10 protein-coding genes are annotated in these 12,894 nt (G+C 66.0%); 5 read left to right on the forward strand and 5 right to left on the reverse strand.

Annotated features, from left to right (window positions below; all coding sequences use genetic code 11):
* Positions 1-18: 18 nt before the first annotated feature.
* Positions 19-987 (forward strand): cell wall hydrolase, encoded by a 969-nt coding sequence (locus Q0316_RS01215; RefSeq protein WP_298668440.1) that lies wholly within the window; start codon positions 19-21, stop codon positions 985-987.
* 210 nt (positions 988-1,197) lie between these two features.
* Here the strand turns inward: Q0316_RS01215 and fghA are convergent, their stop codons facing one another.
* Genes fghA through Q0316_RS01230 form a run of 3 tightly spaced genes read right to left on the reverse strand, consistent with a single transcriptional unit; the run spans position 1,198 to position 4,398 of the window.
* Positions 1,198-2,034 (reverse strand): S-formylglutathione hydrolase, encoded by an 837-nt coding sequence (fghA, locus tag Q0316_RS01220; RefSeq protein ID WP_298668443.1) that lies wholly within the window; start codon positions 2,032-2,034, stop codon positions 1,198-1,200.
* Between the two features lie 5 nt (positions 2,035-2,039).
* On the reverse strand, positions 2,040-3,146 hold the full coding sequence (locus tag Q0316_RS01225) for an S-(hydroxymethyl)glutathione dehydrogenase/class III alcohol dehydrogenase (protein WP_298668446.1): 1,107 nt from the start codon (positions 3,144-3,146) through the stop codon (positions 2,040-2,042).
* Between the two features lie 19 nt (positions 3,147-3,165).
* Positions 3,166-4,398 carry an FAD-dependent oxidoreductase gene (locus Q0316_RS01230; RefSeq protein WP_298668449.1) on the reverse strand — a complete coding sequence of 411 codons (1,233 nt, stop codon included), beginning with the start codon at positions 4,396-4,398 and terminating at the stop codon, positions 3,166-3,168.
* 140 nt (positions 4,399-4,538) lie between these two features.
* On the opposite strand from Q0316_RS01230, the gene Q0316_RS01235 reads away from it, so the two are divergent.
* Complete coding sequence (locus Q0316_RS01235; RefSeq protein ID WP_298668452.1) at positions 4,539-5,213, forward strand: response regulator transcription factor; 675 nt, start codon at positions 4,539-4,541, stop codon at positions 5,211-5,213.
* A gap of 2 nt (positions 5,214-5,215) precedes the next feature.
* A complete protein-coding gene (locus tag Q0316_RS01240) occupies positions 5,216-6,562 on the forward strand; it encodes a HAMP domain-containing sensor histidine kinase (RefSeq protein ID WP_298668455.1) in 1,347 nt (448 codons plus the stop codon).
* 65 nt (positions 6,563-6,627) lie between these two features.
* Here Q0316_RS01240 and Q0316_RS01245 read toward each other — a convergent pair whose 3' ends face one another.
* Both Q0316_RS01245 and Q0316_RS01250 read right to left on the reverse strand, forming a co-directional pair.
* Entirely contained in the window at positions 6,628-9,090 is a 2,463-nt protein-coding gene (locus tag Q0316_RS01245; protein WP_298668458.1) for a TonB-dependent receptor, read from the reverse strand.
* Positions 9,091-9,641: 551 nt separating this feature from the next.
* Positions 9,642-10,082 (reverse strand): winged helix DNA-binding protein, encoded by a 441-nt coding sequence (locus Q0316_RS01250; RefSeq protein WP_298668461.1) that lies wholly within the window; start codon positions 10,080-10,082, stop codon positions 9,642-9,644.
* A gap of 68 nt (positions 10,083-10,150) precedes the next feature.
* Between Q0316_RS01250 and Q0316_RS01255 the strand changes: the two genes are divergently transcribed.
* Together Q0316_RS01255 and Q0316_RS01260 are read left to right on the forward strand one after the other, a co-directional pair.
* A complete protein-coding gene (locus Q0316_RS01255; RefSeq protein WP_298668463.1) occupies positions 10,151-11,308 on the forward strand; it encodes an HlyD family secretion protein in 1,158 nt (385 codons plus the stop codon).
* Entirely contained in the window at positions 11,305-12,885 is a 1,581-nt protein-coding gene (locus Q0316_RS01260; protein WP_298668466.1) for an MDR family MFS transporter, read from the forward strand. Before Q0316_RS01255 ends, Q0316_RS01260 begins: the two co-directional genes overlap by 4 nt.
* Positions 12,886-12,894 lie beyond the last annotated feature (9 nt).

Genomic DNA, 12,894 nt, shown 5'->3' on the forward strand with positions numbered 1-12,894 from the left:
CAACTCGCGCCGGAGCCGATGCTGAGGCCCATTCTTCTCGCCGTCCCCGCTCTCGTGCTGGCGACATCGTGCGTGCCCAAGGCCGGCCCGCCGACATACGCCCCCGCGGCGACGGCGGCGGCGCGCCCGATCAAGAACCCGCGCGAACTGCTTCAGCGGCTCGATCTCGACGTGCCGATGGATATCGTGGAGGAAGCCGCGCTGGCAAAGCTCGCGCCCCCGGCGGTGCGCAATGGCGCGCCCGCATTCGAGGTGGCCGGCCAATCGCCCGACGATGCCGCGCGCGCGCTCGATTGCCTGACGCAAGCGGTTTATTACGAGGCGCGTTCCGAGCCGCTCGATGGCGAACGCGCGGTTGCGCAGGTGGTGCTCAATCGCGTGCGCGATCGCGCCTTTCCCAAAAGCGTGTGCGGCGTGGTCTATCAGGGATCGGCGCGGCGCACCGGCTGCCAGTTCACCTTCACCTGCGACGGATCGTTGCTGCGCCCGCGCGAACCGGGCGCCTGGGCACGCGCCAGCGCGGTGGCGGCGGCGGCGCTGGCGGGCGAAGTCTATGCGCCGGTTGGCTCGGCCACGCATTATCACGCCAATTATGTGCTGCCGTGGTGGGCATCGAGCCTGACGCGGATCGGCGCGGTCGGCACGCACATCTTCTATCGCTGGCGTGACGCGATGGAAAACGCGCTCGCCTTCCGCCAGCGTTACGATGGCGCCGAACCCGATATCGGATCGCCCCTCACCATGGCCGAGGCGCTGGGGGTGACGGTGCATCGCAGCGGTGACGCGGCGGAAAGCGGCGGCAGCGAGGCGATCGGATCGGTGACGATCCACCGCACCGGCGCGAGCGCGAAAGCGGCGATCGCGAATGCCGGCGCGGCAAAACTCATCGCGCCCGCCGTCCGCTCGACGGTCAGCGCGGGGGTGCGCGTCCATCGCGACGTCGCGCCGCCGGAGGAAATCGATTCGGTCGATGAGGGGGCCGGTTAGAGCACCCCGCGAAAGCAGGGAGGGGATAGTCGGGACACCTATCCCGTTCGGGTTGAGCCTGTCGAAGCCCTGCGCTTCCTCTCAAGAGCAAGCAGCCCTTCGACAAGCTCCGGGCGAACGGAGGGGGAGAGCGCGATTCACCACGCCATGCCTGGCTAGGGCGCATATTTCCCTCGTCATCCCGCCCTTGAGACGGGGTGACGGGCGGGTTCAGCTCAGCCGCTCCGCGTGCCAGCGCAAGTGGTCCGCCATGAAGCTGGAGATGAAATAATAGCTGTGGTCGTAGCCGGGTTGCATCCTGAGCGTCAGCGGGATGCCGGCACGCGCGCAGGCGGAGGCGAGCAGCTCGGGCTTCAACTGCGCTTCGAGAAACTGATCCGCCGCGCCCTGATCGACCAATAGCGCGGGGACGCGCGCGCCATCCTCGATCAGCGCAACCGCATCATGCGCGCGCCAGCCCGCGCGATCCGGCCCGAGATAGCCGCCCAGCGCCTTCTCGCCCCATGGCACCTGCGATGGCGCGACGATCGGCGCGAAGGCGGAAACCGCGCGATAACGATTGGGGAAAGCAAGCCCGATCGTCAGCGCGCCATGCCCGCCCATCGAATGGCCCATCACCGATTGCCGCGCCGGATCGGCCGGGAAGTTCGCCGCGATCAGCGCGGGCAACTCCTCGGTAATGTACGACCACATACGATAATGCGTCGCCCATGGGGCTTCGGTCGCATCGACATAGAAGCCAGCGCCGAGCCCGAAATCATAGGCGCCGTCCGCGTCATCCGGCACGCCTTCGCCGCGCGGGCTGGTATCGGGCGCGACGAGAATCAGGCCAAGCTCCGCGCAGGCACGGCGGAACTCGCCCTTTTCGGTGACATTGGCGTGCGTGCAGGTGAGGCCAGAAAGATACCACACCACCGGCAGCGCCGCGCCGGCCTCATGCGGCGGAACATAGACCGAGAAGGTCATGTCCGTGCCCGTCGCGGCGGAGGCGTGGCGATACACGCCCTGCGTACCGCCGAACGCCGTGCTGGTGGAAGCGGTTTCCATCGCGATCAGTAAACCACCACGCTACGGACGCTTTCGCCCGCGTGCATCAGATCGAAGCCCTTGTTGATCTCGTCCAGCGACAGCCGGTGCGTAATCATCGGGTCGATCTGGATCAGCCCGTTCATATACCAGTCGACGATCTTCGGCACGTCGGTGCGCCCGCGCGCGCCACCGAACGCGGTGCCCTTCCACACCCGCCCGGTGACGAGCTGGAACGGGCGGGTGGCGATTTCCTTGCCTGATTCGGCCACGCCGATGACGATGGATTCACCCCAGCCACGATGCGCGCATTCCAGCGCCTGCCGCATGACGACGGTGTTGCCGGTGCAATCGAAGGTATAATCGCCGCCGCCATCGGTCATCGCGATCAGATGCTGGACGATATCGCCGACATTGTTCGGATTGACGAAATCGGTCATGCCGAACTTGCGGCCCCATTCCTCACGATCCGGATTGATATCGACGCCGATGATGCGCGCGGCACCGGCGAATTTCGCGCCCTGGATCACGTTGAGCCCGATCCCGCCAAGCCCGAACACGATGACGGTCGCGCCCGGCTCCACCTTTGCGGTGTTGACCACCGCGCCGACCCCGGTGGTGACACCGCAGCCGATATAGCAGCTCGTGTCGAACGGCGCGTCGGTGCGAATCTTCGCCACGGCGATTTCGGGCAGCACGGTGAAGTTCGAGAAGGTCGAGCAGCCCATGTAATGATGGATGGTCTGGCCCTTGTAGCTGAAACGGCTCGTGCCATCGGGCATCAGCCCCTTGCCCTGGGTGGCGCGGATCGCGGTGCACAAATTGGTCTTGCCGCTGAGACACGATTTACACTGGCGACATTCCGGCGTGTAGAGCGGGATGACGTGATCGTCGGGCGAAACGCTGGTCACGCCCGCGCCCACCTCACGCACGATGCCGCAGCCTTCGTGGCCGAGGATGGATGGGAACAGCCCCTCGCTGTCCAGCCCATCGAGCGTATAGGCATCGGTGTGGCAGATGCCCGTCGCCATGATCTCGACCAGCACCTCGCCGGCCTTGGGGCCTTCGAGATCAAGCTCGACGATTTCGAGCGGCTTCTTCGCTTCGAACGCGACGGCGGCACGGGTTTTCATCTCAGGCCAAGCTCCTGTCTTACGCGGCGAGCATTTCCTTAAGCGGAACGCTGGCGTCGGCAAGCCGCTCCGGCGCGATCGCGGCGCGGGCGAGCACCAGCGCGCGGCCCTGCACGTAATCCTTCGTCGCGTTCACGCAGTCGAGCGCGATCACGCGCCCCTGCTTCAGATAGATCACGCTGAACGACCGCGCGGCGATATCGCCACGCACCACGACCGCATCATGGCCGGTCGAGAGGCCAACCGTCTGGAGCTTCAGATCATATTGGTTCGACCAGAACCACGGCACCGCATCATAAGGCTGCGGCTCGCCCATGATCGCCTTGGCCACCGTCGTCGCCTGATCGTTGGCGTTCTGCACCGATTCGAGCCGGATGCGCGCGCCATCCGCAAAACCATTCTCATGCGCAGCGCAATCGCCGATCGCATAAACGTCGGGCAGGCTGGTGCGGCAATGTGCATCGACATCTACGCCATTGCCGCCGCCCGCGCCCGCCGCGAGCAGCGGCTCCACCGCGGGCACGATGCCGATGCCGACGATCACCATCTCGCATTCGAGCAACCCGCCATCGGCCATCCTGACGCCGCTCACCGCGCCGCCATGTTCCTCGATCCCCGCCACCGAAGCACCAAGCCGCACCGCCACGCCATGCGCGCGATGCTCCGCTTCGTAGAAGCGCGACAGCGGCTCACCGGCGACACGCGCGAGCACGCGGGGCAGCGCCTCCAGCACCGTCACCTGCTTGCCGAGCTTGGACAGCACGGCGGCTGCCTCCAGCCCGATATAGCCGCCGCCGATCACCACGACGCGGCTGGTCGCCTCAAGCTCGCCCATCAGCCGATCGACATCGGCGCGGGTGCGCACCGCGTGGACACCGGCAAGATCATGGCCGTCGCACGTCAGCCGGCGCGGGCTGCCGCCGGTGGCCCAGATCAATGTGCCATAACCGATCGTCGCGCCGTCCGCCGTCGTCACCCGATGCGCCGCCGGATCGACCGTGATGACGCGCCGCCCAAGCAACATCGTCACCTGCTTGTCCGCCCAGAAGCTCGCCGGGCGGATCAGGATGCGGTCAAACTCCTTCTCGCGCGACAGATAATCCTTGGAGAGCGGCGGGCGTTCATAGGGCAGTTCCGGCTCATCGCCGACAAGCCCGATCGTGCCGGCGAACTTGCGCTGCCTGAGCGCCACCGCCGCCTGCGCGCCGCCATGGCCGCCACCCACGATCAACACGTCGAAATGTTCGGCCATCACGCGCCCTTTTCGCCCTCGCCTCGCCTGTCGCGCTTTCCACCACGCGAAAGCGCCCGCCGAGTCAATGACAGAACTGTCACTTGGTATGCCGGCGCAACGATCATATGTCGGCGCGAAGGGGGGCGCGGAGAACGGCGATGAACCTGCTGCTGGTGGAAGACGACGAGGGCTATGCCACGACGCTGGCGGAGGAATTGCGCGCGCTCGATCATGAGGTGACGGTCGCGCCCAACGGGGCCGCCGCGCTCCAGATCGCCGATCGCGAGCCGTTCGACGCGGCGATCATTGATCGGATGCTGCCGCAGATGGACGGCACCGCCGTGCTGCGCCGCCTGCGCGAAAGCGGCAAGATGCTGCCCGTGGTGATGCTGAGCGCGCTCGGTCGATCGAGCGAGAAGGTGGAGGGGCTGGATGCGGGTGCCGACGATTATGTCGTGAAGCCGACGCCCGCCGCCGAACTCGACGCGCGGCTGAAGGCGCTGCTGCGCGGGCGGCAATGGACGCATGGCGCAAGCGACACGGTGCGCGCCGGCGATATCACCGTAAGCCCGGCGCGTTTCCGCGCGTGGCGCAACGATCGCCCGCTCGATCTTGTCCGCCTCGAACTGCAATTGCTTGCCGAACTCGTTCGCAACGCGGGCACCGTGCTGACCCGCGCGATGCTGATCGAGCGCGTCTGGGGCTATGATTTCGAACCGACCACCAACATCGTCGATGTCCAGATCCGCGCGCTGCGCCGCAAGCTGACGGCGAACGGCGAAGACGATCCGATCGTCACCTTGCGCGGCATCGGCTATATGCTGCGCGACTGACCGTGCCGGCGCTGCGATCTCTGCGATCGCTGACACTCGCCTTCCTCGGCGCCCTTTTTCTCGCGATCTCGCTGACCGGCATCGCCACCTATAGCGCGATACACCGCTCGATCGCGGAACTGGTCGACAAACGCATCGCCGGATTAAGCGAAGACATATTGAGCGAATCGCCGCCGGGCGATGCGCGGGCGATCCTCGCGCATCTCGCCGCATTGTCGCGCGATCGCGACACCGCCGATGTCGGCTTCGCGCTCACCGATGCGCAGGGGCGGTGGCTGGGCGGCAATCTGCGCCTCCCATGGCCTTTACCGCAAGGATCATCCACGTTTACCGCCAATGATGGCATCGCCGGGCTGACTGCGGGCCGCGCGCTGGTGCGCGACGCGGGGCACGGGCTGACGCTGACCCTGATCGCCGAGACGGACCCGATCGACAAGCACGGCGCCGCGCGCAACCGGCTCTATCTGTTCGGATTCGGCTCGATCGTGGCGATCGTCGTCGCTGGCACGATCCTGTTCGTCACGCTGGTCAGCCGGCGCATCGGGGAGGTGCAGGAGACCGCGCGCGCGATCATCAATGGCGATATGCAGCGGCGCCTGCCGGTCGATCCGTCCGGCGGGGCGTTCGCCGAACAGGCCACCACCTTCAACCGGATGCTCGATCGCATCGCCGGATTGATGGCGGAGATCAGCAACGTAAGCAACGATATCGCCCATGACATGCGCACCCCGCTCGCGCGGCTGCGCAGCCGGCTGGCGCTGATCGCGCAACGCCCGGAGGCGCAGGGGCTGAGCGATGAGATCGCGGAGACGATCGCGCAATGCGACGCGCTGCTGGCGATGTTCGCCGCGGCGCTGCGCATCGCCGAAGTGGAAGGCGGAGACCGTCGCGCGGGCTTCGCGATGCTCGATCCGGGGCAATTGCTGGCCGAGTTCGGCGAGATGATGGCCCCCGTCGCCGCGGAAAGCGGACACGAGCTGGTCGTCGGGCGCCATGACGCGGTGCTGATCGAGGGGGATCGGCAATTGCTGAGCCAGGCGCTCATCAACCTCGTTGAGAATGCGCTGCGCCACACGCCCGCGGGCACAAGGATCGCGCTCGAACTGACAGCAAAGGACGATGCGGCAGAGCTATCGGTGCGTGATAACGGGCCGGGCATCGCGCCGGAGAATCGCGAACGCGCGCTGCGCCGCTTCGGGCGGCTGGAGCCGAGCCGCAATCGCGCCGGCCACGGCCTTGGCCTGCCGCTGGCCGATGCGGTGGCGCGGCTGCATCAGGGAGCACTGACGCTCGGCGATGCCCGGCCCGGCCTTATCGTGACGATCCGCCTGCCACGCATCCGCGCATGAAAAACGGGGCGGAAGGTTGATCGCCTCCCACCCCGCTATTCCGTTTCCCGTTTCCGTAATGTCGATCAGAAGTTGATCGCGCCCTCCACGCCGAAGGTGCGCGGCGGATTGAAATTGGCGTAATAACCAAGCGTCTTCGCATTTTCGCTGCTGACGCGATACATATGCTGTTCGTTGAGCAGATTGCGGCCCCACACCGAAACGGTCAGCTTCTGGCCGTTCCCCGAAAGCGGGATATCGGCCAGCGCGATGCGGCCGTTCACGACAAAGCTCGAATCGGTCAGCAGGCTCTGATCCTGGAAGCTGTGCTGCGGATCGGCATAATTGGCATCGAGGTGGAAGCGCAGCTTGCTGTCGCTGCCCACCGGAAGCCAATAGTCGATGTTGCCCGAGGCGGCGTTCCGCGGCGTATAGACCGTGTACACGTTGGTGATAACGCCAAAGGTCGCGCCGGGGATCGGGTTCGGCGTCGGCGGCACGTGGGTATATGTATATGCGTATGACAGGCCGAGCGTCAGGTTGTCGACCGGCTTCACGGTCAGATCGGCCTCGATGCCCCGGATGCGCGAAATGCCCGGCGCATTGGCGGTGTTCTGCGTATGCAGGTTGAAGGTCGGGTTGGGGATATTGGTGCCCGGCAGGAACTGGTTGGTGTCGACATAATCGAAGTCGATCTGGGTGCCGGAGCGGTCCATCATGTAACCCGCGAGGTTCAGGCGGACGCGATTCTGGAGGAAGTCCATTTTCGCGCCGAGTTCATAGGCCTTGACCGTTTCCGGGCCGAAAGGTCCGAAATCCGATGAGCGGCCATTCGCGCCGCCCGCGCGATAGCCGGTCGAATATTTGGCATAGAGATTGACGCCCGGCGCCGCATCAAACGCCAGCGTGACCATCGGATCGAGCCGGCTCTTCTTGTAATGAAGCTGCCAGTTCGTCGAAACGCCCGATACGATATAGAGCGTGCCGTCGCGCTTGTCGTTGGTGTAGCGCGCGCCGGCGGTCAGGTGCAGGGCCGGCGCCCAGTCCGGCGTATAGGTGAACTGGCCGAACGCCGCATAGCTGCGCGCGCGGGCGAAGCTGCCGCGCTGCAGGAAGCGCGAATTATAATCCCACCCGTTGTTGCCCGACGTGATCGGGCCAAAGATCTGCGACGGCAGGATCGTATAGCCGGAGCCATCGGCGTTCCACTGGTTCGACGACGGGGTCGCCGCGGTTTCGCGGGCCTGTTCGTAGAAATAGTAGAGGCCGGCGACGTAATCGAGTTGAGGGATGCTGCCGACCGCCTGAAGCTCCTGGCTGAACTGGCTCTGATAGAGATCGGACAGCGAATAACGGCTGAACTTGCCGTTGGGCGCGAACGGCACGCGCGCCGCGCCGCCCGAATTGTCGAACTGGTTGGTCGAGACCTTCCGCCAGGCGGTGATCGAGCGCAGTTCCAGCTCGGGCGCGACCTTGTACTTCATGTTGAGGCCGACGCCCTGCGTCCTGTCCACCGACCATTGCTGCGGCACGCCGATATCGGAGGCGCTCTGGCGATCGCCATGCACGCTGACCAGCGGCGACAGCGGCGCGATACAGGCGTTGGCGGCCAGCGGCGCCTTCTGGTTGCAGGGGGTGCCGTTGAGCGTCAGCGTGTTGCCGACGAACGTGCCGACGGGCAGCCCGGTCGGGTTATAGTTCACGAGCTGGCTGAAGAACGGGGTGTTCTTGTCCTCCGCCTTGTCGAAAGTGACCTCGGCGCTGAAATCGCTCGTCGGGGTCCACAGCGCGGCGACACGACCGCCGACGCGGTCATAGGCGTTCCAGCCGAGTTGCCCGGCAAGCGGGTTCTTCACCGTGGCATCCTGATGCTGATAGACGCCGTCCACCTTGATCGCGATATTGTGCCACGCGGGCAGGTCGATATGCGCCTCCCCGGTGCGGGCGCCGTAATTGCCCACGCCCGCGCTCACCCGGCCGCCGAATTCGCCGGTCGGCGCCCTGGTGACGATGCTGACCGCGCCGCCTTCGGTGTTGCGACCGAACAAAGTACCCTGCGGCCCCTTGAGCACTTCGATCCGCTCGACATCGAACAACGCGGCGTTCAGCCCCTGCGAACGGCCGAGATAGACGCCATCGACATAGACGCCGACGCCCGGCTCACGCGCGGTCTGGTTCTGATCGAACGGCACGATGCCGCGAATGCCGACGGTGAGCGCGGACTGGCGCGCCTCGAACGTCGCGACGCGGAGCGAAGGAACGCCGCCATCGGCGAAGTCGATCAGGCTCTGGATATGGCGATCCTTGATGACCGTGGGATCGACGACCGCGATCGCGATCGGGGTCTTTTGCAGGCTCGTTTCCCGCTTGGTCGCGGTAACGACGACATCCTTGAGGCCGCCGTCCGCATTGGCATCAGGCTCGGCAGTGGCCGCGGCATCGGCAGGGGCCGCATCAGCGGCGGTCGGCGCGGCATGAGCCACGGCGGGCAGCGCGAACAGCGCGGCACCGGCAAGGAGACGCAGCCGCGCCCGCGAAAGAATCGTCATGTGTTCTATCCCCAAATACGGGCTGCTTCGGCCCGTCGGAGGCCGCCCTATTTCGGTCGCGCGGCAGCGCGGTGACACTTCGATGACGATGAGCGACCAATTGAGTTCATTTTAATTTCATATTGAGGCGCGCGGCCTCAACCGGGAACGGACGCGCCTCGGATGAAAATCCACAAATGACAGGGAGTTAGCGCGCGAGGCGCAATCGCCAACCAGCCGGCGGCGCGTGGTTCGCGCGCGACTTTCGACTATCTGAAAATAAACCGATCGGGGGAAACGGCGTTCATCACCACGCGGCACAGGCCGGTGTGCGAGGAAGGCGCTCCGCTATCGTGCCGGCATCAGCCGAGCAGCGCGAAAGCGACGCCGAAGATCGTCAGGGCGATGCCGCTCGCACAGGCCAGCAAGCCCATGTCACATTGGCAAACCCCGGAATTGATCCGTTCCATCATCCATCTCCTGTCCGTCGCGACGCTCTGGCGGCATCTTGCAACAGGAATGATGGAGCGTATCACATGCGTGCGCGGACGCAAGCACATGATGAAGGGCGATCATGCTTCCTTCAGCGACTCGGCCAATTTGCCCAGCAACGCCGCGAGCACCCCATGTTCCTCGTCGCTGAGCGCGGCGAATTGCTCGGCGAGCAGGCGCTGGCGCAGCGGTTCGCCGGCGGCGAGCGCACGCGCGCCAGCCGCGGTGATCGCGACTCGCTTGACGCGCCGGTCAGCGGGATCGGCAACGCGCTCGACCAGGTGATCGCGCTCCAGCCCGTCGAGCGCCTCCGTCACGGTGCGTGGCGCGAGATCGAACAACTCGGCGATATCCGCCGCGCGCGCCGTGCCATCCCGCGACTGGACGAACAGCAGCATCCTGGTCCGCGCAAGCGACGTGCCTTCACGCGCAAGCTCGCGATTCAGGCGCCGCTGGACGTGAAGATAGACGGTCGCGAGGTTCTTGATGAGTTGATCGTCGCATTTCATGAGGAACCTCAATACATGGTATTGCATTATGCTGCAACTGCGAGCATTGGGGCGCCCGCCAACCGAATCCAGGAACCATCATGGCCGATCAGACGCCCGACCCCATCGCGACGCAGCCGGCGGAGGAACGCCCCTCCCCGCTGAAGAATCCGCGCGTCCGCCTGATCCTCATCATCGTCATCGCGGGCGCGCTGATCGGCGGAATCGCCTGGTTCATCCGCTACGAAAGCTTCGGAAAGTTCCAGCAATCGACCAACGACGCCTATGTGCAGGCGGATGCGGTTACGGTGTCGCCGAAGATTTCCGGCTATGTCGACAAGGTGTTCGTCGCCGACAATCAGGCGGTGAAGGCTGGCGAGCCGCTGCTCCGGATCGACCCGCGCGACTATGATGCGCAGGCCGCGCAGAGCCGGGCGCAGATCGACGTGGCGAAAGCCAATGCCGCCGGCGTACAGGCGCAGATCAGCGAGCAGCAGGCCGCGATCGTCCGCGCGCGCGCCGATCTCGCCGCCGCGCGGACCGCCGCTGCCTTCGCGCATAGCGAGGCGGCACGCTACCAGCCACTCGCCGCGTCGGGCGCGGAAACCCGCGAGCGGCTCTCGCAGCTCCGCAACGACGCGGTTCAGGCCGATGCCAAGGTCGCGGCGGCTGGGGCCGCGCTGGTCAGCGCCGAACGCCGCGTCGGCACGCTTCTGGCACAGGTCAAACAGGCGCTGGCGCAGGGCGAGGGCGCGCGCGCGCAACTCGCCGCCGCGAACACCAATGTCGGCGCAACCCTGATCCGCGCCGCGATCGACGGGCGCGTCGGCAACAAGACCGTGCGGCAGGGCCAGTTCGTTCAGGCCGCGACCCGCCTGATGACGCTGGTGCCGGTGCGCGATCTATATATCGACGCCAATTTCAAGGAAACGCAGCTTGGGCTGGTGCGGGTCGGCCAGCCGGTGTCGGTGCGCGTCGATGCGCTTCCCGGCGTGGAGATTCCGGGCCGCGTCGCCAGCGTCTCGCCGGGCACGGGCGCGCAATTCTCGGTGCTGCCGCCGCAGAACGCCACGGGCAATTTCACCAAGATCGTCCAGCGCGTGCCGGTGCGGATCGCGATCAGCCCCGGGCCGGAGACGCGCGCGTTGCTCGTGCCGGGCCTGTCGGTCGAGGTTACCGTCGATACCCGTTCGGCAAAGGATGCCGCGAGCCGCATCCGGCGCGAGCAGGAACAGCATAACGAGCGGATCGGAAAATGAGCGCCGCCACCGCCGATGCGCCGCACGGCGCCGCGGCAACATCCCGACAGGGATTGCCGGAACGCGCCGACGCCGCCGCCTGGCTGGCGGTGGGCGCGGGCAGCCTCGGCGCGATGATGGCGACGCTAGACATCTCGATCGTCAATTCGTCGCTCCCCACGATCCAGGGCGAGATCGGCGCGAGCGCGACGGAAGGAACCTGGATCGCCACCGCCTATCTGGTGGCGGAAATCGTCATCATCCCGCTTTCGGCATGGCTGGAACGGATGCTCGGCCTGCGCACCTTCCTGCTGATCGCCACGATATTGTTCACCGGCTTCTCGATGCTGTGCGGCATTTCGACCAACCTGACGATGATGATTATCGGGCGGGTCGGCCAGGGCTTCACCGGCGGGGCGCTGATCCCCACCGCGATGACGATCATCGCCACGCGATTGCCCCGATCGCAGCAGCCGATCGGCAATGCGCTGTTCGGCGTCACCGCGATCCTGGGGCCGGTGCTCGGGCCGCTGGTGGGCGGCTGGCTGACCGAGAATGTGAGCTGGCATTACGCCTTCTTCATCAACCTGCCGATCGGCATCATGCTCGTCACGCTGCTGCTCGTCGCGATGCCGCATCGCAAGGCGCATCTCGGCGAATTGTTCAACGCCGACTGGATGGGAATCGCCGGCCTCGCGCTCGGCCTCGGCGGGCTGACCGTGGTGCTGGAGGAGGGCCAGCGCGAGCAATGGTTCCAGAGCCGCGAGATCGTTATCCTGTCGCTGGTTTCCGCGCTCGGCTTCATCCTGCTGTTCGCCGGGCAGGTTTTCGCCAAGCGCCCGGTAATCAAGCTTCGCCTGCTGCTCGATCGCCAGTTCGGATCGGTGGCGATGATGGGGATCGTCGTCGGCATGGTGCTGTACGGCACCTCTTACGTGATCCCGCAATTCCTCGCCGCGATCGCCGATTATGATGCGCTTCAGGCGGGCAAGATCGTGCTGCTGTCGGGCATCCCCAGCCTGATGCTGATGCCGTTCACCCCATTGATGATCCGGCACATTGATATCCGCATCGCCGTGGCCGCCGGCTTGCTCATCATGGCATCGAGCTGCTGGCTCGACACCACGCTCTCCGCGCAATCGGCCGGCGGCGCCTTCGTCGAATCGCAATTGCTGCGCGGCATCGGCACGATCCTGTGCTTCCTGTTCCTCAATCAGGCCGCGATCGCTTCGGTTTCGGCGGAGGATGCCGGCGACGCGGCGGGATTGTTCAACGCGGTGCGCAACCTTGGCGGCTCGTTCGCGCTGGCGGGAATCGCGACGGTCCAGGATCAGCGGATGTGGCTGCACAGCCGGCGGATCGAGGCGTCGCTCGATGCCAATTCGGGGCTGGTGCAGGATTATCTCGCGGGCCTCGGCCAGATGCTGGGCGGGGCGGATGCGGCGCTGCGTGCCATGGCCGGCACGATCCAGCGCGAGGCGCTGGTGATGACCTTCAACGATATCTTCTGGCTGCTCGCGGTCGGCATAGCGATCGTGGTTCCCCTCGTCCTGTTCCTGCGACCGCTGCCCAAGGGGCAGGCGATCGCGATGCACTGAGGTTTCCTG

The sequence above is a fragment of the uncultured Sphingomonas sp. genome (assembly GCF_937871615.1).
In the GTDB taxonomy this organism is placed as follows: Bacteria; Pseudomonadota; Alphaproteobacteria; order Sphingomonadales; family Sphingomonadaceae; genus Sphingomonas.